Source organism: Vibrio sp. FF266, assembly GCF_041439695.1.
GTDB lineage: Bacteria > Pseudomonadota > Gammaproteobacteria > Enterobacterales > Vibrionaceae > Vibrio > Vibrio tasmaniensis_A.
Map to the genome: position 1 here is coordinate 39,780 of NZ_JBGOOO010000026.1, position 26,078 is coordinate 65,857.

A 26,078-nucleotide genomic window follows, 5' to 3' on the forward strand; every position below is an offset into this window, starting at 1 on the left:
AAGTCGATGCGTTCGAAGGTTTTTAAAGGAAGTTCTCTACTGCTTAGCTGTGCACTTGTTGGGTGTGCTGCGAATTCGCCTGCGCCAGTTTCAAGCTTAAACAAGAATTACTCATCGATTGATCGTGGTAGTTATCGTGGTAGTTACTATGAAGTGAAAAAAGGCGATACCCTTTATTTTATTGCTTACGTAACAAATAAAGATGTTAAAGAGCTGATTCGCTATAACAATCTGTCTGCACCTTATACCATCCATCCCGGACAGAGCCTTAAGTTATGGCGTCCTAGCTACAACGCTCCAGCGTATGGTAAATCAACGGTAGCGGTTGCAGCCGTCGCTGCGCCTGTTGCCGCATCCACAACTTTGTTGGCCTCAAGCAAACCTAAAACAACACCTCAAAAGAGTAAAAACTCTAAACCTGCGCCCGCTCAAACAATCACCAAAGTGGCGAAAAAAGATCCACAAAAGAAGGTTGTACAATCCAAATCAAAGGAGTATGTTGGTTCTAAAGGTAAACAGAATGTTACACCGCCAACAAAACCAACGAGTAACAAAGTATCCAAATGGTTATGGCCAACGAAAGGGAGAGTAATTAAGAATTTCTCTGTAGGCGAACAAGGAAATAAAGGCATAGACATAGCAGGACAGCGAGGTCAGCCAATAGTATCTACTGCAGGGGGAACGGTTGTTTATTCGGGTAATGCATTACGAGGCTACGGCAATCTAGTGATTGTGAAGCACAATGATAATTACTTAAGTGCATACGCGCATAACGACCGACTATTAGTATCTGAAGGGCAAAGTGTGAAACCAGGGCAGAAAATTGCAACAATGGGAAGCTCTGGAGCCAGCAGTGTCAGGCTGCACTTTGAGATTCGTTACCAAGGTAAATCAGTTAATCCAAAACGGTATTTACCTTAAATACAATATGCAAAAATTACGTATTGTATGGAGTGACATAGTCATTTAGCGACATATGAAGTTGTAATGTCATGCTAATTTCGCCAGGGGGAGGCGTTATGAGTATAAGCAATGCAGTAACCAAAGAAGAGTTCGATCTTAACCAAGCAACCACGGAACAGGAAGCTCTTGGAAAAGCAAAACGAACAGTCACTAAGAAAACCGAAGCGAAAGAAGAGACTGAAGTTACGTCTAAAAGCTTAGATGCGACTCAACTCTACTTAGGCGAAATCGGTTTCTCACCACTATTAACCGCTGAAGAAGAAGTGCTTTATGCGCGTCGAGCTCTACGCGGTGATGAAGCAGCACGCAAACGCATGATCGAAAGTAACCTGCGTTTGGTGGTAAAAATTTCTCGTCGTTATAGCAACCGTGGTCTTGCACTTCTCGATCTTATTGAAGAAGGCAACCTAGGTTTGATTCGCGCCGTAGAGAAGTTTGATCCAGAGCGTGGCTTCCGCTTCTCAACTTACGCAACATGGTGGATTCGTCAAACCATTGAACGTGCGTTAATGAATCAGACTCGCACTATCCGTTTGCCAATCCATGTTGTGAAAGAGCTGAACATCTACCTACGTACCGCAAGAGAACTTTCACAAAAACTTGACCATGAACCAACGGCAGAAGAAATTGCTTCTAAGCTAGACAAACCTGTTGGTGATGTGAGTAAGATGCTTCGTCTAAACGAACGAGTGAGCTCTGTTGATACGCCAATTGGTGGTGATGGTGAGAAAGCGCTGTTGGATATTATTCCAGACATCAACAATTCAGATCCTGAGGTTTCAACTCAAGATAGTGATATCAAGAATTCGTTGATCTTCTGGCTTGATGAGCTGAATCCTAAGCAGAAAGAGGTGCTTGCGCGTCGCTTTGGATTACTTGGCTATGAACCATCAACACTAGAAGAAGTAGGCCGTGAAATTAGCCTGACTCGTGAACGTGTTCGCCAAATCCAAGTTGAAGGTCTTCGTCGTTTACGTGAAATTCTAATCAAGCAAGGCTTGAACATGGAAAATCTGTTCAACGTAGAAAACGACTAAATGAACGGATGATGTTTCTTTGAATAGAAGACAAATAAAAACGCTGGCTTTAAGTCAGCGTTTTTTTGTTTGTGGCTTTGGTATTTGATGCCGTCTAATCAAAATCACGGACGGCAATAACAAGCTACTTGGAAAGAGACTAAAGCAACTTCTTCAAACGGTAGAGCTCTTCTAGTGCTTGGCGAGGAGTTAGATCATCAGGATCAACATTCGCTAGTGCTTGCTCCACTTCACTCGGTTCAGGGATCAGGCTCAGTTGGTTTGCGATATCAACGCCACTTGGTTTTGATGTCGGAGAGTCGATACTCAATGCTTCTAGCTGAGTCAGCTTCGCACGTGCGTTTTTGATCACTGCTTTAGGCACGCCAGCCAATCCTGCAACCGCAAGGCCGTAAGATTTACTTGCAGCTCCTTCTTGAACTGCGTGCATAAAGGCAATGCTGTCGCCGTGTTCTACCGCGTCTAGGTGCACGTTAGCCAGTGTTGGAAGTTGGTTAGGCAGCTCAGTTAGCTCAAAGTAGTGCGTTGCAAATAGTGTCATCGCATTGATTTGATTAGCTAGCCATTCCGCACTTGCCCAAGCCAGAGACAGACCATCGTAAGTACTGGTACCACGACCGATTTCATCCATTAACACAAGGCTATTTGGTGTTGCATTGTGCAGGATATTCGCGGTCTCTGTCATCTCAACCATGAAGGTTGAACGACCCGAAGCTAAGTCATCGGATGCGCCAATACGCGTAAAGATACGGTCGATAGAACCAATCGTCGCGCTTTCTGCAGGAACATAACAACCAATATGAGCCATCAGCGCAATGAGTGCGGTCTGACGCATGTAGGTCGACTTACCCCCCATGTTTGGACCTGTGATGATCAGCATCTTACGTTGATCATTGAGGTCGATAGGGTTAGCAATAAAGGGTTCGTCCATCACTTGTTCAACAACGGGGTGACGACCGGCCTGAATTTGTACGCCAGCAGACTCTGTCATGGTTGGACGACAGTAATCAAGGGTGTCTGCACGTTCAGCTAAGTTTTGTAGAACATCAAGTTGAGACACTGAAGATGCAATGTTTTGTAGTCGCTCTAGATAAGGCAGTAACAAATCAAACAACTCTTCCCACAACTTCTTCTCGATAGCTAGGGCTTTCGATTTAGAGCTGAGAACTTTGTCTTCGTGCTCTTTCAGCTCAGGAATAATGTAACGTTCTGCATTTTTCAGCGTTTGGCGGCGAACATAGTGTGGTGGCACAAGATGGCTTTGTCCGCGGCTTACCTGAATGAAGAAACCGTGGACGTTGTTGTAGCCAACTTTTAGCGTGTCGATACCGTGACGCTCACGCTCTTCTTGCTCAAGCTTATCCAGAAACTCGGTTGCACCTGCAGCAAGGTCGCGCCATTCATCTAGCTCGGCGTTGTAGCCTTCTGCTATCACACCACCATCGCGGATAACCACGGGTGGGTTCTCTTTGATCGCTCGCTCAAGTAGTTCAGAAACCTCATCCACAGGCGAGGCATATTGAGCAAGTTGAGTTAGGTATGGGTGCTTCAATTGTGTCAGTGTTTCTGCAAGTTCTGGCAAATATTCCATCGCTTGGCGAAGTCGTGCCATATCACGAGGACGAGCTGAGCGAAGTGCTAGTCGAGCAAGAATACGTTCGATATCCCCGATCTGTTTCAAGGTTGGCTGTAGCTCTGTAAACAGAGCCAAATCTTTCATTTCACCAATAGCATCTAGGCGCTGATCGAGTGCAGAGATATTGCGCATTGGTTGATGTAACCAGCGCTTAAGCATACGGCTACCCATAGCCGTCGCGGTGTGATCAAGTACTTCGGCAAGGGTGTTATCACTACCACCACCAAGATTTTGCGTGATCTCCAAATTACGGCGAGTCGCTGCATCGAGGATCACCGAGTGATCTTGCTTATCCATCGTCAGTGAACGGATATGTGGAAGGGCAGTACGTTGGGTATCTTTCACGTATTGGATCAAACAACCAGCCGCACATAAGCCTAGTTTCGCGCCTTCTACGCCAAAGCCAACCAGATCGCGAGTACCAAACTGCTTATTCAATTGCTGCTTCGCGGTATCTAATTCAAATTCCCATACCGGGCGGCGGCGATTGCCATTACGGCTTGCCATTAGATTTACAGGTTCGAAATCTTCAGGGAACAGTAGCTCACGAGGTGAGGTTCTCTGCAGTTCTGCCGCCATTGCTTCTTCGGTTTCCGGCTCACATAGCTGGAATCGGCCAGAAGTAATATCAAGCGTCGCGTAGCCAAATTTACCATTGTGGTGGTAAATAGAGGCAATCAGGTTATCAATGCGCTCAGAAAGCAAAGCCTCATCGGTCACGGTACCGGGTGTAACGATACGTACGACAGCACGCTCAACAGGGCCTTTTGACGTTGCTGGATTACCAATCTGTTCACAAATTGCTACGGATTCACCAAGTTGCACTAACTTTGCAAGGTACCCTTCAACGGCATGGTAAGGAACACCTGCCATAGGAATCGGCTCACCATTTGATGAACCACGTTTAGTCAGTGAAATATCGAGGAGTTGAGAAGCTTTTTTAGCATCATCATAGAAAAGCTCGTAGAAATCGCCCATGCGGTAGAACAGCAGAATTTCTGGATTTTCTGCTTTTAGCTTTAGGTACTGCTGCATCATGGGAGTATGTTTTTGATCGGCTTTCACAGTTAACTTCTTTCGTTTATTTCTATTGCGGCTTAGGATACGTGAAAGCGTTTCGTGCGAAAAGCGACACATGCGAAAAGATGTGAATCCGAATGATATGACAGTAGATAAAGGGAAGTTGATGATGCAGATGACTCAAGATCTTAGTGAACAGCTTGGATACTTACTCGCTAAACATAAACACGTTTTAGTGACGGCTGAATCTTGCACTGGCGGTGGGGTTGCTAGTGCGGTGACGGATATCACAGGGAGCTCTGGTTGGTTTGATCGTGCATTTGTTACTTATAGCAATGAAGCGAAGCAAGAGATGATCGGCGTACAGCTTAAAACCTTAGTTGAGTTCGGTGCGGTGAGTGAGCCTGTCGTAATAGAAATGGCGAGCGGGGCATTGCAACATTCAAATGGGACTATCTCTGTATCGATCAGTGGTATTGCTGGCCCAGGTGGCGCGACCGAAGATAAGCCTGTTGGAACGGTATGTTTCGCTTGGAAAGCACTAAACGGTTGGGATAAAGTAGAAACGCATGTATTTACAGGCGACAGATCACAAGTACGCCAACAAGCCACGCACCATGCCCTACAAGTTATTTATGATTACCTATCAATGGAAGGTAAGTAACATTTGTACAAATTATTTTCATACAGGTATAGACACTGTATGAATCAACAGTATAATAAAAGCCAATTAGTCACCCCTATGTGGGTTAGAAATAGATTCTAGATCGCTTGTTAAGACAACCGATTATGTGGAGATAGTAATGGACGAGAATAAACAAAAAGCGTTAGCCGCAGCCCTTGGTCAGATTGAAAAGCAATTTGGTAAAGGTTCAATCATGCGTCTTGGTGATAACCGCACAATGGACGTAGAAACTATTTCTACAGGTTCTCTATCTCTAGATATCGCACTAGGTGCTGGTGGCCTACCGATGGGACGTATCGTAGAAGTTTACGGTCCAGAATCATCAGGTAAAACAACGCTAACGCTTGAGCTTATTGCTGCAGCACAGAAAGTGGGCAAAACGTGTGCATTCGTCGATGCCGAGCACGCACTAGACCCTATCTACGCTCAAAAGTTGGGTGTTGATATCGACGCTTTGCTTGTGTCTCAACCAGATACAGGCGAACAAGCTCTAGAAATTTGTGATGCACTGGCTCGTTCAGGTGCTATCGATGTTCTTGTTATTGACTCAGTAGCAGCACTAACACCTAAAGCAGAAATCGAAGGCGAAATGGGCGATAGCCACATGGGTCTTCAAGCACGTATGCTTTCTCAAGCAATGCGTAAGCTAACAGGTAACCTTAAGCAGTCTAACTGTATGGCTATCTTCATTAACCAAATTCGTATGAAAATTGGTGTGATGTTTGGTAACCCTGAAACAACAACAGGTGGTAACGCACTTAAGTTCTACGCATCTGTTCGTCTTGATATTCGCCGTACTGGCGCGATTAAAGATGGTGATGAAGTTGTTGGTAACGAAACTCGTATCAAGGTTGTTAAGAACAAGATTGCTGCACCATTCAAACAAGCTGAAACTCAAATCCTTTACGGCAAGGGCTTCAACCGCGAAGGTGAGCTTATCGACTTGGGTGTGAAGAATAAGCTAGTAGAAAAAGCTGGCGCTTGGTACAGCTACAAAGGCGACAAGATCGGCCAAGGTAAAGCTAACGCTGGTAAATACCTGCGTGAAAACCCAGAAGTTGCTCTAGAAATTGATACTAAACTTCGTGAGTTACTGCTAACTCCTGCTGTGCTTGAAGAGAAAGGTACAGAGAAGGAAGAAGAAAACGAAGAGCTATAAGCTAACGTTTTGTTAAGTCACCTTCATAAGAAAGCATGACTTTGAAAGATTTTAAAGCCTCGAATTTTCGAGGCTTTATTGTTTCAGTCGTAAAAATGTAAGGTATTTGATTGTTTAGAGGAAAGTGACGGTGGTTGCTCTAGATTACTTACAGTCATGCACTCATAGGTCTATTCTTTATCAAATAATCAAAGAAACCCTTTGGGTTAAATCGATTACCGTCAAAAGTTCTTGCCCCTAAAGGCCTATTACTAGACCTTTGTTCGTATCTTATTATTGAATTCGATCTTCTGAACTAGTGCTTCTTAAGCTCGTCGAGTACCATAGCATTGTGCTGTTCGTGAATCGTATTTACTCTGACGTGTTGGTGCTGATTAGGAGCCAGGCGCTCGTATTCTGTTAGGTAAATATCGCTGTGAATATGCTCTGCGATCATTTTTACAATTAAGCGATTGTTTGCATATAAGCCTAAAGTTTCTTCACGGTGTGAGAACATGAGGGCGAGCTTCATATCGGCTACACACATAAAGCGGTGTGAAGGGTATTCGGTTTCTTCATTTTCAGAACGCGAATGTAATTCTATCTTTTCATGTGGGCTCGCCATTTTGTTGAATGAAAAGCCAATCACTCGAACTCCACGTTCCACGGCGTCGCATAATTCTTTGCCAAACAACTCAAGGTTAAAATCGGTGTTCAGGTAAATTTCTAGATTTGCCTGATTAATGATTTCCTTGGCCTTTTGAAGTAAGTTGTCGAAACCCGATACGTTGTAAACAAACTCTTTTTCCTCTTTCAGCATCATCTTAGATAATTCTGATTTAAGGAAATTAATATTGGTGACGGTCTTTTTTTCTATCTGGCTGAAAATCAAGTCTGGTGATTTAGCTTCGTACTCTTTAGTGTCGCCATCAGACATGAAAATGTAGCCATTGGCGTAAAGGTTATCGATAGACGAGTAAACAGAAGAGCGGGAGATAGAGATCTCTTTCGCGATTTTATATCCGCTGGATTGGCCATTTTTGAGTAAATTAATATAAACAAGCGCATCGGTTTTGGTAAACCCAAAATCCATTAATTTGGTGACTAGCTCTGACACGGGTTGTCCTCTGAAACTATTCAATATCTTCTCCTTCTAAGGTTACCATTCTTGTCACGACGAGCGTAAATGATTGTTGTGATTTTTTTCAGCGATGAGAAACGCTCCGCGAGCAAAGGTGAATTCATCTTGTTTTGGGTGAATAATCACTGGAATTTCATTAACGTGAATGTAGCGAGACAATGCGACTTTTAAATCTGCCGTTAATGTAGGATAGGTCGTTGCTTCGCCTGATAATACGAGTCGTGTGGGCTGTAATTGCTGAATGGGATTAACTAAACTGCGCGCCAATTGGTCGATATAAGTACGATAGATGCGCGATGCATGCGGTTCACTTTGGTCTACGCCTGAAAAAATTTGCGTTAAAGTTTGGTCTTTTAGCACGACTTGATGATATTGCCGCTCAATACTTGGTGCGGATAAAAACTGTTCAATGCACGCCTCGTTTCCACAGCGACATATAGGAGTTAAGCCATCAACGAGCCATTGAAAATTTGGTAACGTTGAATGTGCCCAATGTGAGCTTAATGGGTGGTGCACTTGCTCGTTATTTTGATAAAAACTTATGCCACAACCATCGCCCAAAAATACGCTGAGTATGGCCTCTTTGTGTAAATCTCTAGCCCTCTTATTTAGACTTGAACCTGCCGAGAGTGGTTGTTCAATTGAGTCTGCGTTCGTCATTGCGTTACTAATAGCGTCGCACGCAATGGCCGCACTGTGTGAATGCATCACAAGCGAGCAGTCGACCTTGAAATGCTGATTTAGGTTTAGTGTTAATTGGGTGATTTCTGGCGAGTGAGTAGGACTTGATTTTGCAAGTTTATGTGCGGATTGGCGATGAGATAACAAAAACTCAGATACACTTATGCCTATCGCGGCGATACGTCCATAGCGGTAGCTGACGCTTGATATTCGGCTTATCAAATGCTGAGTCAAGTGGGCAAGGTCGCCAGGAGTGCGCTGCACCATTCTATACACCTCTTGTCCGTTAGAAGTGCTGGCGACCGAGTAAATAGAGTGGGAATCAATCGCGATTCCCATCACTATATTTGGTTCTGCTTTAATGAGCATGATTTGATTAACGAAACACTTGGATTTAGTTCGCTTGCTCAATCACGTAGCCATAAGCGCTAATGGTCAGTGATTTTCCATCGAGCATGATCTGTTTATCTTTATCGCTGTTGTTTAGAACAAACATTAAATTGCCACGGCGGTAAGCGATACAATCTTTGTCTGCCGTCCCTTTTTCATCCTCCACGTTTAACCAGTCAATGCTAGGCTGATTAAAATCGGGATTAGCTTTACGCAAAGCGATCATTTCTTGAATGAAGTTTTTGAATTCTAAGTCTTGCTCTGATTCTTCCCATATCATGCATTTTCGGTTGTCTTCGCTGCCCATGCCGCGGCCGCCATCCATACCAATTTCGCCACCATAATAAATGCATGGAGCACCGACTTGAGTGAACATAAATAAATAGGCTAATTTAGCTTTACGTTTGTCGCCCTGACATAAAGAGATAATGCGAGTGGTGTCATGGCTATCTAATAAGTTAAACATCGCTTCGTTTACGTTGCGTGGGTATGCCATGTACGACGCGTTCACTGCATTTACAAAGCTCTCTTTATCAACGTCGCCAAGACCAAAGTAGTCGGTAATGGCTTGTGTCAGCGGGTAATTCATCAACGAATCGTACTGGTCGCCACGTAACCAAGGCATACCTTCGTGCCAAATCTCACCAAGAATGTAGCAGTCTGGGTTGGCATCTTTTACGACTTTACGGAAGTCACGCCAAAACGCGTGGTCCACTTCGTTGGCTACGTCTAAACGCCATCCATCAATGTTGAACTCTTCTACCCAGTGGCGCGCTACGTCTAATAAGTATGCGCGACACTCTTCATTTTCAGTATTCAGCTTTGGCATTTCGACGACGTTGGCGAAAGTTTCGTAGTTTAAGTTCCAAAAATCCCAGTCTTCTTTTGGTGTATCTGGGTATACAGGGAATTGATTGATCCAAAACCAGTCGGCGTATTTGGACTTTGCCCCGTTATTCACAACGTCTAGCCATAGTGGTGATTGAGACCCAATGTGGTTGAACACCGCGTCGAGCATAATTTTCATGCCGCGTTTATGGGCTTCATCGACGAGTGCTTTAAAAGCTTCATTGCCGCCAAAGTGCGGGTCTACATTGTAGTAGTCGACAGTGTCGTATTTATGGTTGGCGTTGGCTGTGAAAATAGGGCACAAATACAAACCATTCACGCCAAGATCTTGCAGGTAATCGAGCTTATCGATCACGCCCCATAAATCGCCACCCATAAAGTTGTCGGATACAGGTCTGGTTCCCCAAGGTTGCACGTTGGCAGGTGATGTTTCAGGGCGACCATTAGCAAAGCGCTCTGGGAATATTTGGTACCAAATGGTGTCTTTTATCCACGTCGGTGTCTTTAAAACGTCACGAGGGTTTATGTAAGGAAAACAGAAGAAATTACTTAAGTTGCTCAGCTCGATTTCTGCGTTTTCAGTCGTTGAAATGTCGGCGCAGCGTTTTTCTCCAAATAGAATCTTTTCGCCGCCTTTTCCGTACAAAATAAAGCCATAGCGGCTACGACGTTTCGGTGGAGTAAACTCTGCAAACCAGTGGTCGTGGTACTCGGTTTCCCCTTCATGAATCATGGTCACTTCATTGCCACCCACCCAACCGTGTGCATCACTGCCACCTAGGTTGCCACCATCGAGGCCACCTTCTGCCCAGTGGTACGGGTCGCCTATCCAAAGTGAAACCTTGTCTAGTTCGCCTTTTGCACAGCGTAAGCGAAGGTGAAGCGTTTCATTGTTGTAAGCGTAGCTGTCTGCACTTTTTGCTGAGTGAGTCAGCGAGCTTTTTGTAATCGGTTTGTTGATAACTGAATTTGTAATAGCCATAGCGGAAATCATCCCTAATTATTATTCTTTAACTGCACCGCTGACGAGGCCGGTAGTAATGTGTTTTTGAGTCGCAACAAATAGCAAAGTGATGGGCACTGCAACCAATAATGAACCCGCGGCAAACAGCGTGAAATTCTCCGCTGAGTTAGATGAAATCCAACTGAAAATACCGATGGCTAGCGTCATTTTTTCTTCGCTGCGTAAGATAAGCGTAGGTAAAATGAAGTCCATCCAAGGTGCGGTGAAAGACACTAAACCAACAAACACTAAGATAGGTTTCGCGAGAGGGAGAATGATCTCGAGGAAAATCGTCATGTGGCCTGCGCCATCAATTTTTGCTGCTTCATCTAATGAAGTGGGAATGGCATCGAAATAACCTTTCACCAACCAAATCATGAATGGTAGTGAGCCCGTTACATATACAAATAACAAGCCAGCATAGGTATCAATCAATCCCATTTTTGATAGCAAGATGTAGATAGCCGTCATCGAGAGAAAGGCCGGGAACATCTGCAATACAAGAATGCTCATCATAATGTTGCGCTTACCATTGAAGCGGTAGCGAGAGAACACAAACGCTGAAATAGTCACGACAACCAGTGAGATAACCATATTCGCTGTCGCGAGAAGAAAGGTGTTTTTATACCAGTCTAAATAGGGTGTGTCCGTGAATAACGCGCGGTAGTGGTCGAGCGTAAAGTCAATGCTTGTGAAAGAAGAACTGAATAAGTTATTCCCCGTTTTGAATGAAGCTAGCACTGTCCAAATCACTGGGCCAAGTACTAATAATGCGTTGGCAATGAGAAATAAGTACACGACTAGGGTGCCTATTTTGCCAATGTATTTGTCCATGTTAATTAACTTATCCGTACTATTTAAATTAGCCATGTTACATACCTACATCGTCTTTGAATGACTTCATGCGGCTGAATTGCCATATCGCAATACCAGACAAGAACAAGAAGATAATGATTGAGATAACCGAAGCGATTTGATACTGCTGGAAGTCGAGCGTGAGCTTGTAAATCCAAGTGATCAGAATGTCGGTATGTCCTGCAAATCGATATTCAGGGTTGATAGGACCCCCTTCGGTTAACAGGTAAATCGCCCCAAAGTTATTGAAGTTATGGGCAAAGGTCATGACCAACGATGGGGCCAATTGGTGCAACACCATAGGCAGGGTGATTTCTTTAAATTGCTGGAATTTGCTTGCACCATCGACTTCACTGGCTTCATAAAGTTCGCTTGAAATGTTAGTCAGTGCCCCTGCAATAAGCAGCATAAAGTAAGGTGCGCCAACCCAAACACTCACCGCGATAACGGTAATTTTTGCGGTGAAGGGGTCTGATAAGAAGGCAATCGAATCAAAGCCCCACGAGTTTAACGTTGCGTTGACTGGTCCAATACCATTCAGTAGTAAGCGGAACATCAATAAGGTCACGAAAGCCGGAATGGCATAAGGGAGAATAAAGATAAAGCGCCATGCTTTTTTTGCTTTAATGTTTCTATTTTGTAGCGCAAGCGCCAGTAAGAAACCAAACCCACAAGTACATATGGTGGCAAAAAATGCCCACAGAACCGTCCAAGAAGCGACACCGAAGAAAGTGCTCGACCATATTTTTAGTTCAAATAGTGAAACAAAGTTTTTAAACCCCACCCAATCTACGAGGTTTCTTGGTGGGATATGATGAGGTGCCGAATAGTTAGTGAAAGAGACGAGTACCGTAATAATGATTGGTAAAATAATGAATGCGATACTGGCAATAAAGGCTGGCGATAGCATGATGAACGCGAACTTTTGGTCGTAAATGTCTTTAAATTGTTCTCGAAGATTCAGTCGTGACTTAAGGCTGACTTTTGCATCTTGGACATTAGCGATGTACAGACAGATGAATAAGAAGCTGTAGAGTAAGGCTATGACTCCTTCGACCAACATAAAGACAGAGTTATCGCCCTGTAATATTTTAAAGCCTTCACGAACTTGAGCGACATCTCCTAAAGTGACTAAGCCTTTTAGCGAGGCCAACAGCTCCGGGAGAATCAACAATGTGATTAGCTGCATGGCTAAAAATACACCGCCTTTTATCCAATGACCTTTTACGATCTGTGTACTCCCCATAATAAGGAGTGAAGCGGGCATTCGTGATGCCGGCTGATTCTCTGTTAACAACATTGTTTATCTCTATTGTTTAGGTTGTCGTTATGTATTCGTTTTCTGGTCACGCCCTGAACTAGCGCTGTGGCTTTATGATACAGCGCATGAGCTAAGTCGCTTGTAAGTCGCGACGGGAGTTCAGAGGTTACTCTTGTAATTCTATTTGTTCTTCGATGATCGAAAGCGCACGGTCAAGAACAGAACTCGCAGGTTTATCGTTTACCCAGTAGTCTGTAATAGCACTGGCCATTGGTGACCAAATGAAGCCCATTTCAGGAATCGATGGCATTGCGTCTGAGTAGAAACCTTGCGTAATAATGGCGTAAGTGGCTTCATCGGCATCAACAATGATCTCTTCCATAACTGACTGGATCGGAGGGAGTGCTCTTGACATCTCATAGCGTTTTTTCAGCATCGCGTCGGAAGTAAGGTAGTCAGCAAATAATTGTGCGGCTTTCGGATACTCAGTGTAAGAAGACACAACCGCAAGACGAACAGTTGCAAAAGTGCGTGGTTGTTGGCCTGCTAATTTAGGCATAGGTACAACACCAAGATTTATCCCTGATTCTTGATACCCTTCGATTGCCCAAGGGCCGTCGATAATAGCGGCGACTTTTCCTTCATTAAATAAGCCACGACGTACTTGCGGGTTGCGCATATCAACTGGATTTGAATTGTTGGCCACTTGCAGGGTTTTCATTGCTTCTAAGCCTTGTTGGGCTTTTTCAGAATTGATGCCGATGTCTTTTGCATCGGTACCGTTATTACCAAATTCGTATGCACCGTAAAGCGTGACAAACATACGAGACTCGTAATAGTTCTGTATGTCCCAAAGCAGTGCGTATTTATGTTCTTGCTTATTGTTGAAAGTTTTTGAAAATTCGATAATTTCTTCAAAAGTCTCAGGTGCTTTAGTCAGTAAATCTTTATTGTAGAACAGAGCGGTAGTAGCGAAGCTAACTGGGAAGCCATAGCTCACCCCTTCAGCTTGAGACGCATTAATCGCATTTGGCATAAAAGTATTCGAGATACGTTCGGCAGACACCAGATTCTCCATCGCCCCACCTGCCACGACTAATCGCCCCAATAAGTCATGTTCAATCTCTACTACATCTGCCACGCGAGCAGAGCCGCCATCCTGAATCAAACGAGAAGCGGCATCGATCGGCGCTAACCCACGGAATGAAAAATCAATATCGTATCCTAACTCTTTATTAAAGGACTGAGCGGCGTACTCCATGTAGTCGAGTGTTGTTTTGTCGGTCCAGATTAACAACTCAGCCCCATTTTCTGGCTGAATTGTGTCTGCGTTTGCATCTGCTGCAGCCGTTAATGTACTGGTCGTTAACGTTGCCGCCATTAAGGCTGCCGCGAATAGATTCTTTTTCATTCCTGAATTTTTCATACTGACACCGCGCTATTTAAAATCATAGTAGTCGTTCGTTAAGTACTACTATGGTATGTCTCGCCGACAATATGTCAACATCACCTGGTTAAAATGTCAGCGTATTTGTGATGCTTGTCACCTTCCGTTTGTGCTTTTTACATCTGGTAGCTATAGGGTTTTATGTCTTGTTTATTGGGGGTTTTGAACGGTGCTTTGTTCATTTTGATACTTAGATTAATGAAAAGCCTACCGTTTGTGATGGTGATCAATAATCTCCGCAGTCAAGGGTGATTGATCTCTCATTTCTAAATTCAATAGGAAGCAAAACATTTATAATTCTAGAACAATAAATAGGCGTTCATTACGGACGACTATGTTTTTCTGGTTAAATGTTGCGAAATCAGCAAGCCTATCAAGAGACACAGTGGATAGATAAAGAGAAACAGTGAACAAAAATAACCCTACAAATAACAACAAATGATTCAGTGAAGAATCAATAAGGAATGACCGTGAAAAAAACATTATTGTCTGTAGTGATCACCAACACTCTACTTATTAGTGCTGGCGCTTCGGCTGCTGATGACCGAACTATGTCTCCAAGTGATATCTTTTTTTATGACGCTTTAAAATTTGGTGGGCATGTTGGAACATCGATTGAAGTCGAAGAGAAAAACATCACTGATTTTGCATCATGGGGTGGTGGCAAGTCTAAAGAGCGTACAACGACTCATGAAGTGTTTAACGTCTTCTATAACAACGCTGCGTGGAATGCGACAGCACTTTACGCGTTCAAACTTGAAAATCGTAAGAAAAAGAAAGGCGCATACGCAGAAACAGAAAATGGATATAAGCACTTATTATCATTAAATAAAAGTTTTCAGCTAGGAAATGGTTGGGGAACGGGCTTGATCTATGAGTTGGAATATACAAAGGGTGATATTGTTACTTCTGCGAAAGTAGACGGCTTGAAAACCACGAAAGCTGAGCACAGTATTCGTCCATACCTTACGTACTGGAATAATGAATATTCAGCGGGCTTCTATTCAAACCTAGAGTACCTATACAACGATTCAGATAAGAGTGCTTGGGGTTCTCGTGAAGAGGAAGGTTACAGCCTCTTATTTAAACCTTACAAGCGCTTTGGTCAGTGGGAAGTTGCAGCTGAGCTCTACTATCAAGTTAAAGAAAATAAAGCGAAAACCGGAAACGGTTCACTCAATGAAGCCAGCGATTTCACCGAGATGTATATTGAACCAATCGTTCAGTACAGCTTTGAAGAAGCCGGCACTATGTACGTTCGTGCTCGTATTGGTGAAAACGAAACGAAACATACAGACGGTTGGGCAAAGAACGAAACTTTCTTCAAAGATATTCGTAAGGCAACTTTAGGCTATGAGCAAGCAATTGGCGACGATTGGTTGGTAAAAGGCGAACTTGAGTGGGCTAAAGACACAGAGACCTTCTCTAAGCTGAAAGGCGAAGAGAAAACTGTAGAACAAGAAACAATGTACCTACAAGCGCTTTACCGCTTCTAAGTGGTATTAATCACAACTCAAATGACAGAGTAATATTATGATCAAAGTTTCAGATATCGCCCAAATCGTTGGTGGAAAAATTGAAGGTGATAACACGGTAGAAATATCGAAGATTCGCCCAGTTTCCAGCGTAGAAGAGGGCGGCTTAGCCATTGTCTTTGCTAAAGCCGATTTAAAAGGGCTATCTGAAACTTTGGCTGATGTCATTGTTGGGCCAGAAGCCATTTTACAGACTAAAGCAAAAACAAAAATCGTGATTGAGAAGCTCGAAGCTGAGAAGCTCAATCAACTAATGCGTCATTATAAAGTTCAAAAATATCAATTATTTGATCAAGGGAATACATCAGATACTCCCGATGTTTATATCGGAAAGCATTGTCAAATAGGTGAAGGTTGCCATTTCATGCCCGGTGTTAAAATCATGAACGGTGTAACAATCGGCAATAACGTTGCAATTCATGCCAATACAGTCATCAAAGAAGGCACTGTGATTGGTAACAATGTCACCATTGACTCTAACAACTCCATTGGTAATTACAGCTTCGAATACATGACCGGGCACAACACCCGTTATGAACGCGTGGAAAGTGTGGGTCGAGTGATCATTGGTGATGAAGTTGAAATTGGCTGTAATAACACCATCGACAGAGGCACTTTAGGCGACACCGTTATTGGTCGTGGAACCAAAATAGATAACCTAGTGCAAATAGGGCATGACTGCAAAATAGGTCAGCACTGTTTACTGGTATCTCAGGCTGGTTTTGCGGGCCACACTACTTTGGAAGATCATGTCATTGTACATGGTCAAGCCGGTACCGCAGGGCATCTTACTATCGGGAAAAACTCCGTTATTAAAGCCAAATCAGGTGTGAGCCACTCTTTCCCTGCCAATAGTGATCTGTTCGGTTATCCGGCGAAAGATGCACGTTCTTATTATAAAAACTTAGCCGTATTGAACAAATTAACTCATCAAAAAAACAGTAACCCCCGTCCAAACTCTAAATCGTTAGAACTTGATACAGACAAAAGATCGGTGGTACCGAAAAAGAGCTTAATAGCGAGACTATTTCGTTTATAGGTTGCCGAAGCGAGAGCTTTAAAAAATTAAAGCCCTAACTCGCGATGACTAAAACGGAATAGAACCCTACATATATAAAAAATAATAAGGAAATGACAATGAAACGTACTCTACTTGCAGCCGCACTTTTATCTTCAGCGTTAATGGGCTGTGCGAGCACAGCTGACACGCCAGCAGCTGATCAAATGAAAGCAACAGGTCCTTTCGCCGATTGTAATCTCGCCACGGTGGAAGATCGCGGGCCAATTCGTCCTTCACTTTATGTTATAGGCACTTTCCCTGATGGTCAGTGGATCCACATGGAAAACCGTCAAATGTCGCATAAAGGCAAAGGTATTTACCAAGTGGTAAGCGAAGAAAAAGCGGGCAACGTAAGTTTGCAGTTCGCAACGATGGGCTGGTCTCCACAATTTACCGCAGCTGGCATGTCGATGACGGCAGGTTATGAGAAAGCACTAAAACGCGGTGGCTTTGCAAAAAACACAACCGTTAATATTCCAGAGGATGGCAAATATTTATGGAGTGTTGAAATTAACGAAGATAAGAAGCCAGTTCGTGCATTGGTTAAAGCGTGTAAATAAGCGATGTAGCCAACCGATGTAGCACCGACATAACCCACTCTATATCACCATTTATAACCACGCTGTATAACACCGTTTATAAACTCGTGGTTGACGCAGTGATACAGATGAAAGGTGCTCTGAATATCAGAGTACCTATGTTTTAAACATAAACCCTAAATGTTCAATGATTAATGTTTACGTCTTTTTAGCCAGTAACTTGAGAGCTCCAGTCACTGGCTAAAAAGATTTTTACCTATCAAGATTTAACCCGTATTCGGAGTTTCAAATGGCAACAGTTAGCCTGCGTAAAGTAGAAAAACAGTACGATAATGGTTTTAAAGCCGTACACGGAATTGACTTAGATATTCACGAAGGTGAGTTCATGGTATTTGTGGGGCCGTCTGGTTGCGCCAAATCTACCACATTGCGAATGATTGCTGGCTTAGAAGATATCTCAGCAGGTGAAGTGCGTATTGGCGATAGAGTGGTGAATGATTTAGCGCCTAAAGAGCGTGGTATTGCCATGGTATTCCAAAACTATGCGTTGTACCCACACAAAACGGTCTTCGATAACATGGCCTTTGGTTTGAAAATGCAAAAGCGACCAAAAGAAGAGATCAAACAACGCGTAGAAGATGCCGCTGAAAAACTAGAAATTACCGATCTCCTGTACCGTAAGCCTAAAGAAATGTCGGGTGGTCAGCGTCAGCGTGTCGCAGTGGGGCGAGCCATTGTTCGTAAACCGGACGTATTCTTATTTGATGAGCCTCTATCCAACCTTGATGCCAAACTACGTGTTTCGATGCGTGTGAAAATCGCACAACTACACAAGTCTCTTAAAGATGAAGGTAACCCTGCGACCATGATTTATGTCACGCACGATCAAACGGAAGCTTTAACTTTAGGCGACCGAATTTGTGTATTAAATCAAGGTAACATTATGCAAGTGGACACGCCGACCAACTTGTACAACGCACCACAGAACAAGTTTGTGGCGGGTTTTATCGGCTCCCCAGCCATGAATTTAGTGAACACAACCCTACGCAAGTTAGGTGATGATATTTACGTGGAACTTGCCCCTAACGCCCAAATTATTATTCCTAAACGTTTGCAAGAAAAGCTTGTGGATCATATTGATAAGCCCGTGTGTCTAGGCATTCGACCTGAACACATAAATATTGCCGCTGATGATGAGATGGTGAACGTACACCCTGGTGAGCTGACCGTGGTTGAAAACTTAGGGAATGAAAAATACCTGTATTTCAAATTGGGTGATAACGAAATTGTTGCGCGAGTGAATAACCAAAGCATAAGTACATCAGATATTGGCAGCCAAGTACGCTTTAATTTTGATTCTGCTTTTTGCCATATTTTTGATGGTGAAACCGAACAGAACCTGACGTTGTAAAATCAGGCCTTATTGGCATTAACTATCGTAGATGAATGGTTTCAATAGAACGTTCTAACACCTCACTTTAATAATATGCCCTAAGTATCTCACTTTGGCTTAAGGGCATAATAAAAATATAAATGAATCCTGAGAACTCATTCTCAAGATACTGTCACGCCTCAATTAAATAGAACTTATATAAGGAAGGTTTTATTCGTACAGCTGACTTCATCGCTTCTGACATTATTTAACGCGGCCGTAATGGTTGTATGGGAGGGAGGCTATATAGCATGCTCACGAAACACGACCTGATAGTTAAATCGCGTGACAAGAATATAAAACAATAACCTACACCAACATAACGTGAATAAAGGACGACACATGAAGAATAAGCTTATTGTGCTATCAGCATTACTGGCTTCCCTACCTGCTATGGCAGATTGGAACCAGGCCTATTTCCGTGGTACAGCCAATAACTGGCAAGCCGAATCTATGGTTAAAGTGAAAGCAAACCACTGGCAAATAGTGAAAAAATTTAATACCGGTGATGGAACGAACTCTCCTAGTTTTAAGGTTGATCGCTTTGGTGATTGGTCTGAAAACTACCCTCTATCAAATTTCTCAGTTGACCCTAATAAAACCTACGAAATTAATTTCTATGACGACACGAATAAAGTGGTGGTCCATGAAAAACTTCCCTTTGATATGCGTGATGAAACCATGTATTTCGTGTTTCTTGACCGTTTCTATGATGGCGATTCAGCCAATAATACAGCGACGGGTGCCGACATGTATTCGGCAGACAAATCGGATTTCAAAAAATACTTTGGTGGTGACTTAAAAGGTTTAACTGCAAAGCTAGATTACTTGCATGATATGGGGATCACGGCCATTTGGATAACGCCTCCAGCAGATAACATTAACGTGCCTGACAGTCGAGGCGGTGCGGGTTACCACGGCTACTGGGGACGTGACTTCTTTAAAGTTGACGAGCATCTAGGTACCGTTGCCGATTTTAAAGCATTAAAGACGAAAATGGATAGCTACGGCATGAAACTCGTGCTGGACTATGCGCCTAATCACTCTAACCCTGATGATGAAGGGGAATACGGTGCACTTTATAAAAAGGGTGTTCGAGTTACCGACTACAAAAATGATAATGCAGGGTATTACCATCATAATGGAGCGATCGCTGAAAACGGTAAAGATTGGGAATGGAACGACGCATGGGCGGTTCGTAATAAAACCTTGTTTAACTTAACCGATTTTGACCAACGTAAAGATGGCCCTGCGCGTCAGTACTTGATTGATGGCGCGAAATTCTGGGTTGATTTAGGTGTGGATGCGATTCGTATTGATGCGGTGAAACATATGGATAAAGAGTTTATCCAAGATTTTACTGACCAAATAAACGCGTACGCGAAGAAAAGCCAAGGTAAAGATTTCTATTTCTTTGGTGAGTGGATGGATTCAGGTGCTGACGCAACAGGATCAAACTTTGCCTCTATCGATTTTGCCAATACATCAGGCTCTGCATTGCTTGATTTTGGTTTGAGAAACACCATCGAAAACGCCTTGCTACAACACAATGGAACTGGCATGTATGCCATTAATAACTACATGAAGCTGAGAGACCAAAAATTCACAAGCAGTGATTGGCAAGTGGTGTTCTTAGATAACCACGATGCGTCACGTATCTCTACCGTTTTACGCTCAGACGCGAAGAACTTTGGCGCAGGCAAAGACAAGTGGGGTGGTCGTCAAAGTGTTGCATTTGCACAAGACAGAGTGGAGCTGGGTTTAGCGCTTATTATGACCTCTCGTGGCATTCCTTGTATTTACTATGGAACAGAGCACTACGCGGCTAACTTCACTACCAACGGTTTTGGCCAACAAGGTAATGACCCATACAACCGTGAAATGATGCCAAGCTTTGATAAAACGACCAATGCTTACAAGATGATAAAAACATTAAGTAAGCTTCGTAAGGACAGCTATGCGGTTCAGCAAGGTGATTATATCGAGCGTTGGATAAGCAATGATGTATTGGTATATGAACGTAACGCAGGCGATGACGTAGTTGTGGTTGCAATGAACCTCGGTCAAGGTACATCGGTTAACGCGGTGAATTTAGGATTGGCAAACGGAACTTACGACAGTGTATTAGGCACTGACCAAGTGGTTGTTTCTAATGGCAGCGGTACATTTAATCTAGACCAAAATGAAGTGGTTATCTTACGCACTAAGCACTAACAGGTAATACAGGCTATTGATAACGGTTTTACTGGTTTTTGATTGAGTATCAACAGCATAAACCTCGTACATAGTGTGCGAGGTTTTTTTTATTTTTCTTCGCTTGAGCTAGTGGAATATTCTTCATTTTATCGAATTCCAACTAAAATCCTGCCCAAGGGTGTCTTTTCTACAAGAAAACTAGTCGAAGCCTTAACCATGATCTACAATACGGCAAAATTCTAACTCGACTATTTTCAGGAAGAGCTGCATGTACATGAGCACTGATGAGGTTCGCAACGCGTTCCTTAAGTTCTTTGAGAGCAAAGAACACCAAATCGTAGACAGTTCATCGTTAGTTCCACATAACGATCCAACCCTGCTATTTACTAATGCAGGCATGAACCAATTCAAAGATTGCTTCTTAGGCGCCGAAAAACGTGCCTACACTCGAGCAACTACGGCTCAGCGTTGTGTACGTGCGGGTGGTAAACACAATGACCTTGAAAATGTAGGTTTCACGGCTCGTCACCACACGTTCTTCGAAATGCTAGGCAACTTCAGCTTTGGCGACTACTTCAAAGAAGAAGCGATTGGCTTTGCTTGGGAGTTCCTGACTGAAACACTAGGTCTGCCAAAAGATCGCCTGTTAGTAACGGTTTACGAGACAGATGACGAAGCATTCGAAATCTGGAACAAGAAAGTGGGCATCCCAGCTGACAAGATTGTTCGCATCGGCGACAAAGAAGGTGGAAAGAAGTTTGAATCTGATAACTTCTGGACAATGGGTGACACAGGCCCTTGTGGTCCATGTACTGAAATCTTCTACGATCACGGTGAGCACATTTGGGGTGGCCGCCCTGGTACACCTGAAGAAGATGGTGACCGTTTTATCGAGATTTGGAACAACGTATTCATGCAGTTCAACCGTCACGCTGACGGCACTATGGAACCGCTACCTAAGCCAGCTGTAGATACTGGTATGGGTATTGAGCGTATCTCTGCAATCATGCAGGGCGTTCACTCTAACTACGAAATTGATGTATTCCAAAAGCTAATCAAAGCGACAGCAGAAGTGGTGGGTCACGACGACCTATCTAACCAATCGCTGCGCGTTATTGCTGACCACATCCGTTCTTGTTCATTCCTAATCGCTGATGGCGTAATGCCTTCAAACGAAGGTCGTGGCTACGTTCTACGTCGTATTATTCGTCGTGCAGTTCGTCACGGTAACAAGATTGGTGCACAAGGCGTGTTCTTCCACAAACTTGTGGGTGTACTGGCTGAAGTGATGGGTTCTGCAGCTGAAGAGCTTAAGAAACAGCAAGAGCTTGTTGAAAAAGTACTTCGCATCGAAGAAGAGAACTTTGGTCGCACGCTAGAGCGTGGCATGGTTATCCTAAACGACGCATTAGACTCACTTGAAGGCAAAGAGCTTGACGGTGAAACAGTCTTCAAACTTTACGATACATACGGCTTCCCAGCTGACCTTACTAACGATGTAGCTCGCGAACGCGACTTTACCATTGATGAAGAAGGCTTTGAGAAGGCGATGGAAGCACAGCGTAAGCGTGCACGTGAAGCGGGTCAGTTCGGTACTGATTACAACGCAACGATCAAAGTAGACACGAACACTGAGTTCTGTGGTTACACCGGTACTGAAGGTGCAGGTGAGATTTCTGCGTTATTCGTTGACGGCGAAGAAGTATCTTCACTATCGGCAGGCGACAAAGCAATCATCATCCTTGAAGAGACACCATTCTACGCTGAGTCAGGCGGTCAATGTGGTGACGCGGGTACGCTAAGCACAGCGTCGGGTCTATTCAAAGTACAAGATACTCAAAAGCTAGGTAATGCATTTGCACACCACGGTGAGCTAGTTGAAGGCGTATTTGCTCAAGGCGATAAAGTAGAAGCGCGCGTTGATGCTGAGCGTCGTGCTGCTATCTCACTAAACCACTCTGCAACTCACTTACTTCACTCAGCATTGCGCGAAGTGCTAGGTGAGCACGTTGCTCAGAAAGGTTCTTTAGTTAAGCCAGACAACCTACGTTTTGACTTCTCTAACCTTGAAGCGGTAACACCAGCACAGATTAAAGAAGTAGAGCGTCTAGTTAACGCACAAGTTCGTAAGAACCATGTGATTGAAACTAACATCATGGACATCCAGTCAGCGAAAGAAAAAGGTGCGATGGCACTGTTTGGCGAGAAGTACGATGATGAAGTTCGCGTTCTGTCTATGGGCGATTTCTCTACTGAGCTTTGTGGTGGTATCCACGCAAGCAACACGGGTGATATCGGTCTATTCAAGATCATTTCAGAAGGTGGTATCGCTGCGGGTATTCGTCGTATTGAAGCGGTAACGGGTGAAGCAGCTCTAGATGCAGTAGAAGCTCAGGCTAACGCTTACGAAGAGAAATTGGCTGAATCAGCTAAGAAAGCGAAATCGCTAGAGAAAGAAATCCAACTACTTAAAGAAAAGATGGCTGCAGCTGAAGGTGCAAACATCATGGGTAAAGTAGAAGAGATCTCTGGTACTAAAGTACTGGTTGCTGCCATTGAAGGTGCAGACAACAAGAACCTACGTACTATGGTTGATAACGCTAAAAACCAAGTAGGTAGCGGCATCATCCTGATCGCGAACGTAGCAGACGGTAAAGTTGGCCTGATTGCTGGCGTAACTAAAGACCTTATCGGCAAAGTTAAAGCGGGTGACCTCGTTAAGATGGTTGCTGAGCAAGTTGGTGGTAAAGGCGGCGGTCGTCCAGATATGGCTCAAGCGGGTGGTACTGACGTTGAAGCACTACCTGAAGCGCTTAAATCAGTACGTATTTGGCTTGAAGAGCGTCTTTAAGCTTAAGTAATTGATACAAAGATGCCCAATCAACTGATTGGGCATCTTTTATTTTGCCCATTGGAAGAACCTCTGAAAAAGGTTTGATTGAGATTAACCAAGAAGGCTAATGGTAACGTTAGACTCCTTGGTTAATTTTTTATTGCTTCGCCATGACGCGGAGTATGTGTTTTTTTGTCATATATAGACATTGGTCTTGGGAAGGTGAGGAAGGGTGAAAATGCCTCTTATCGTGCAGAAATTTGGTGGAACGTCGGTGGGTTCAATTGAACGAATCCATCATGTAGCAGAAAAAATCATTGAAGCGAAAAATGAAGGGAACCAGATCCTGGTTGTCGTTTCTGCTATGTCAGGTGAAACAAATCGGTTAGTTAACTTAGCTTCACAAGTTGATAGCGTACCAAACGCTAGAGAGTTGGATGTGCTGTTAACGGCCGGAGAACAAGTTTCCATGGCTTTGTTGGCGATGACGTTGCACAAGTTGGGTTATGAAGCGACATCGATGACTGGCTATCAAGCCAAGATACACACCGATTCTAATCATAATAATGCGACGATTGAGCGTATTGATACCGCTCCTATCAAAGCGCTGTTAGATGATGGCCAGATTGTCATTGTTGCAGGTTTTCAAGGCGTTAATGCGAAAGGTGATATCACAACCTTAGGGCGAGGTGGTTCAGACACCACGGCCGTTGCGTTGGCAGGCGCCCTTCAAGCGAAAGAGTGTCAGATATATACCGATGTTGATGGCGTATATTCCTGCGACCCTAGAGTGGTTAAGCAATCTAAGAAATTAGATACCTTAGACTTTCCCTCTATGGAAGAAATGGCTCGCAGAGGCGCTAAGATTTTACACCTTCCATGTGTTCAACATGCGTGGCGACACAATGTACCATTGAGAGTGCTTTCGAGCTTTGAAGAAGGCGAGGGCACATTGATCGCGGGTAATGACTGTTTGAATGATATTGCTGGGATAGCCATTCAAAGAGATATGGTTCGCATCGAGTGTTTGAATCAAGATTTACCGTCTCTCATGTCGCATTGCCATTTATTAGGGATTGAAGTCTGTAGTGTGATCGAGGAAGCAGAACGGGCAGCACTCATTATCAAACCGGACATAAGTGCTAAATTAAAACTAGTTTTTGACGAGAAAATCCGTAATAGTGAACAGGTTAGTTTGTTAACTGTGGTAGGAAGCCGAACACAAGAAATTGTGGTCAGTTCACATGGATTGTTGTCTGAAGGCGAAATTGATGTACAGCATCACTTGTTGCAACAGCAGTCTTTAACTTTGGTGATATCACCAACGCAAGTCGATATGGCTGCTAACATATTACACAATGCATACATCGTAGCGCGTGAAACACAGGGTTATCCTAAAAAAGAAGTGCATTTTGGTTAAATAAACTCAATCGATAGTTTACGAAAATATAACTTTTGTTGGATAATGCTTGCGTAGCTAGATAAATTTAGAGATTACTCAAGGAGCAAAGAATGCTAATTTTGACTCGCCGCGTTGGCGAAACACTGATGATTGGTGACGAAGTAACAGTTACTGTACTAGGCGTTAAAGGTAACCAAGTACGTATTGGTGTTAACGCACCTAAAGAAGTATCTGTTCACCGTGAAGAGATCTACATGCGCATTCAAGCTGAAAAAGGTAATGGTAACGTTGCACCTGGCAACTACTAATACTTTTGCGTAGAGAAGAGGCTAGCATTGATGCTAGCCTTTTTTGATCTTGGGGGAATGGAAATACGCATTTGAACATCGATGGGGTGGTAACGGGTTAGTCTTAACGCGGTGAAGTGAGAGCTTTATGACGTTATGAAATACAAATAGGATCGATCATCGCTATTACACGGTATTTTGTCTGCGCAAACTCAAGATTTGTTAGCTTCCCCTATGGCGCAAATACGCATCCCGTAGTATTGTGCAAACAGCGGTAGCACTTGCTGCTGGATAAATTAGATAATTGTTTTCGGCTGTTTATTATTACCAATCTTTCACCTTAATTTTTAAGGGAAAAAGCGCGATTTGAAGCTTATAAGTTCAATTTGCAAGCGCTTTGATTAAATAGCAAACGGTTGAGTGTTTTTGTCCAATTTTTTTCAATAAAGTGTTTGACATATTTTCGGTAAAACGTAATATGTGCCTCCGCAAGACGGTGAGGTGGCCGAGAGGCCGAAGGCGCTCCCCTGCTAAGGGAGTATGTGGTTTGTAGCCGCATCGAGGGTTCGAATCCCTCCCTCACCGCCATTTCTTGCACGTTTGAATTTGCAAGCAAACACAGAAGTAACAATGTGCGCCCTTAGCTCAGCTGGATAGAGTACCTGGCTACGAACCAGGCGGTCGGAGG

The 26,078-nt window shown here is 43.6% G+C and carries 19 protein-coding genes and 1 tRNA gene; 13 read left to right on the plus strand and 7 right to left on the minus strand.

The features are described from left to right. Positions 1-6 precede the first annotated feature (6 nt). The gene (gene nlpD / locus ACED59_RS17440; RefSeq protein ID WP_029223902.1) at positions 7-921 is read left to right on the plus strand and encodes a murein hydrolase activator NlpD; all 915 of its coding nucleotides are present in this window, start codon (positions 7-9) and stop codon (positions 919-921) included. A gap of 98 nt (positions 922-1,019) precedes the next feature. After that, complete coding sequence (gene rpoS / locus ACED59_RS17445) at positions 1,020-2,000, plus strand: RNA polymerase sigma factor RpoS (protein WP_009847636.1); 981 nt, start codon at positions 1,020-1,022, stop codon at positions 1,998-2,000. A gap of 139 nt (positions 2,001-2,139) precedes the next feature. Here rpoS and mutS read toward each other — a convergent pair whose 3' ends face one another. Beyond that, positions 2,140-4,701: a DNA mismatch repair protein MutS gene (gene mutS / locus ACED59_RS17450; protein ID WP_017097672.1), complete on the minus strand. Its 2,562-nt coding sequence runs from the start codon at positions 4,699-4,701 to the stop codon at positions 2,140-2,142. Positions 4,702-4,825: 124 nt separating this feature from the next. Between mutS and ACED59_RS17455 the strand changes: the two genes are divergently transcribed. Both ACED59_RS17455 and recA read left to right on the plus strand, forming a co-directional pair. Then, on the plus strand, positions 4,826-5,320 hold the full coding sequence (locus ACED59_RS17455; protein WP_029223903.1) for a CinA family protein: 495 nt from the start codon (positions 4,826-4,828) through the stop codon (positions 5,318-5,320). 139 nt (positions 5,321-5,459) lie between these two features. After that, positions 5,460-6,500 carry a recombinase RecA gene (recA, locus tag ACED59_RS17460; protein ID WP_029223904.1) on the plus strand — a complete coding sequence of 347 codons (1,041 nt, stop codon included), beginning with the start codon at positions 5,460-5,462 and terminating at the stop codon, positions 6,498-6,500. Positions 6,501-6,795: 295 nt separating this feature from the next. Here the strand turns inward: recA and ACED59_RS17465 are convergent, their stop codons facing one another. The 6 genes from ACED59_RS17465 to ACED59_RS17490 form a co-directional block, all read right to left on the minus strand. Further along, the gene (locus ACED59_RS17465) at positions 6,796-7,596 is read right to left on the minus strand and encodes a TrmB family transcriptional regulator (protein WP_009847632.1); all 801 of its coding nucleotides are present in this window, start codon (positions 7,594-7,596) and stop codon (positions 6,796-6,798) included. A 54-nt stretch (positions 7,597-7,650) separates the two neighbouring features. Next, positions 7,651-8,712, minus strand: coding sequence for an ROK family protein (locus ACED59_RS17470; RefSeq protein WP_241820729.1), 1,062 nt, complete (start codon positions 8,710-8,712; stop codon positions 7,651-7,653). Further along, positions 8,696-10,534 carry a glycoside hydrolase family 13 protein gene (locus ACED59_RS17475; protein ID WP_017097676.1) on the minus strand — a complete coding sequence of 613 codons (1,839 nt, stop codon included), beginning with the start codon at positions 10,532-10,534 and terminating at the stop codon, positions 8,696-8,698. Before ACED59_RS17475 ends, ACED59_RS17470 begins: the two co-directional genes overlap by 17 nt. Before the next feature lie 9 nt (positions 10,535-10,543). Continuing rightward, positions 10,544-11,377 carry a sugar ABC transporter permease gene (locus ACED59_RS17480; RefSeq protein ID WP_029223077.1) on the minus strand — a complete coding sequence of 278 codons (834 nt, stop codon included), beginning with the start codon at positions 11,375-11,377 and terminating at the stop codon, positions 10,544-10,546. Between the two features lie 37 nt (positions 11,378-11,414). Next, positions 11,415-12,698, minus strand: a complete 1,284-nt coding sequence (locus tag ACED59_RS17485) for a carbohydrate ABC transporter permease (protein WP_371705067.1) — start codon at positions 12,696-12,698, stop codon at positions 11,415-11,417. A 127-nt stretch (positions 12,699-12,825) separates the two neighbouring features. Continuing rightward, positions 12,826-14,070, minus strand: a complete 1,245-nt coding sequence (locus ACED59_RS17490) for a maltose ABC transporter substrate-binding protein (RefSeq protein ID WP_009847627.1) — start codon at positions 14,068-14,070, stop codon at positions 12,826-12,828. A gap of 500 nt (positions 14,071-14,570) precedes the next feature. On the opposite strand from ACED59_RS17490, the gene ACED59_RS17495 reads away from it, so the two are divergent. The 9 genes from ACED59_RS17495 (at position 14,571) to ACED59_RS17535 (ending at position 25,978) form a co-directional block, all read left to right on the plus strand. After that, a complete protein-coding gene (locus ACED59_RS17495) occupies positions 14,571-15,602 on the plus strand; it encodes a hypothetical protein (protein WP_009847626.1) in 1,032 nt (343 codons plus the stop codon). A gap of 37 nt (positions 15,603-15,639) precedes the next feature. Further along, positions 15,640-16,680 carry a UDP-3-O-(3-hydroxymyristoyl)glucosamine N-acyltransferase gene (gene lpxD / locus ACED59_RS17500; RefSeq protein WP_017097678.1) on the plus strand — a complete coding sequence of 347 codons (1,041 nt, stop codon included), beginning with the start codon at positions 15,640-15,642 and terminating at the stop codon, positions 16,678-16,680. A gap of 98 nt (positions 16,681-16,778) precedes the next feature. Further along, a complete protein-coding gene (locus tag ACED59_RS17505) occupies positions 16,779-17,261 on the plus strand; it encodes a glycosidase (RefSeq protein WP_029223907.1) in 483 nt (160 codons plus the stop codon). A 268-nt stretch (positions 17,262-17,529) separates the two neighbouring features. Then, a complete protein-coding gene (locus ACED59_RS17510; protein WP_012604763.1) occupies positions 17,530-18,651 on the plus strand; it encodes an ABC transporter ATP-binding protein in 1,122 nt (373 codons plus the stop codon). Between the two features lie 363 nt (positions 18,652-19,014). Continuing rightward, positions 19,015-20,886: an alpha-amylase family glycosyl hydrolase gene (locus tag ACED59_RS17515; RefSeq protein WP_029223908.1), complete on the plus strand. Its 1,872-nt coding sequence runs from the start codon at positions 19,015-19,017 to the stop codon at positions 20,884-20,886. A 250-nt stretch (positions 20,887-21,136) separates the two neighbouring features. Next, positions 21,137-23,719, plus strand: a complete 2,583-nt coding sequence (alaS, locus tag ACED59_RS17520) for an alanine--tRNA ligase (protein WP_017097681.1) — start codon at positions 21,137-21,139, stop codon at positions 23,717-23,719. 220 nt (positions 23,720-23,939) lie between these two features. Continuing rightward, complete coding sequence (locus tag ACED59_RS17525) at positions 23,940-25,121, plus strand: aspartate kinase (protein WP_081326776.1); 1,182 nt, start codon at positions 23,940-23,942, stop codon at positions 25,119-25,121. Positions 25,122-25,213: 92 nt separating this feature from the next. Next, a complete protein-coding gene (gene csrA / locus ACED59_RS17530) occupies positions 25,214-25,411 on the plus strand; it encodes a carbon storage regulator CsrA (RefSeq protein ID WP_009847619.1) in 198 nt (65 codons plus the stop codon). Between the two features lie 474 nt (positions 25,412-25,885). Next, positions 25,886-25,978 (plus strand) — tRNA-Ser (locus tag ACED59_RS17535). Positions 25,979-26,078 lie beyond the last annotated feature (100 nt).

What these genes read in the sequence shown, in the direction of transcription:
- alaS (WP_017097681.1), top strand. Translation starts at nt 21,137, where the DNA reads ATGTACATGAGCACTGATGAGGTTCGCAACGCGTTCCTTAAGTTCTTT.
- lpxD (WP_017097678.1), top strand. Translation starts at nt 15,640, where the DNA reads ATGATCAAAGTTTCAGATATCGCCCAAATCGTTGGTGGAAAAATTGAA.
- ACED59_RS17455 (WP_029223903.1), top strand. Translation starts at nt 4,826, where the DNA reads ATGCAGATGACTCAAGATCTTAGTGAACAGCTTGGATACTTACTCGCT.
- csrA (WP_009847619.1), top strand. Translation starts at nt 25,214, where the DNA reads ATGCTAATTTTGACTCGCCGCGTTGGCGAAACACTGATGATTGGTGAC.
- ACED59_RS17480 (WP_029223077.1), bottom strand. Translation starts at nt 11,377, where the DNA reads ATGGACAAATACATTGGCAAAATAGGCACCCTAGTCGTGTACTTATTT.
- ACED59_RS17475 (WP_017097676.1), bottom strand. Translation starts at nt 10,534, where the DNA reads ATGATTTCCGCTATGGCTATTACAAATTCAGTTATCAACAAACCGATT.
- ACED59_RS17525 (WP_081326776.1), top strand. Translation starts at nt 23,940, where the DNA reads ATGCCTCTTATCGTGCAGAAATTTGGTGGAACGTCGGTGGGTTCAATT.
- nlpD (WP_029223902.1), top strand. Translation starts at nt 7, where the DNA reads ATGCGTTCGAAGGTTTTTAAAGGAAGTTCTCTACTGCTTAGCTGTGCA.
- ACED59_RS17505 (WP_029223907.1), top strand. Translation starts at nt 16,779, where the DNA reads ATGAAACGTACTCTACTTGCAGCCGCACTTTTATCTTCAGCGTTAATG.
- ACED59_RS17515 (WP_029223908.1), top strand. Translation starts at nt 19,015, where the DNA reads ATGAAGAATAAGCTTATTGTGCTATCAGCATTACTGGCTTCCCTACCT.
- ACED59_RS17495 (WP_009847626.1), top strand. Translation starts at nt 14,571, where the DNA reads ATGACCGTGAAAAAAACATTATTGTCTGTAGTGATCACCAACACTCTA.
- rpoS (WP_009847636.1), top strand. Translation starts at nt 1,020, where the DNA reads ATGAGTATAAGCAATGCAGTAACCAAAGAAGAGTTCGATCTTAACCAA.
- recA (WP_029223904.1), top strand. Translation starts at nt 5,460, where the DNA reads ATGGACGAGAATAAACAAAAAGCGTTAGCCGCAGCCCTTGGTCAGATT.
- ACED59_RS17485 (WP_371705067.1), bottom strand. Translation starts at nt 12,698, where the DNA reads ATGTTGTTAACAGAGAATCAGCCGGCATCACGAATGCCCGCTTCACTC.
- ACED59_RS17510 (WP_012604763.1), top strand. Translation starts at nt 17,530, where the DNA reads ATGGCAACAGTTAGCCTGCGTAAAGTAGAAAAACAGTACGATAATGGT.
- ACED59_RS17490 (WP_009847627.1), bottom strand. Translation starts at nt 14,070, where the DNA reads ATGAAAAAGAATCTATTCGCGGCAGCCTTAATGGCGGCAACGTTAACG.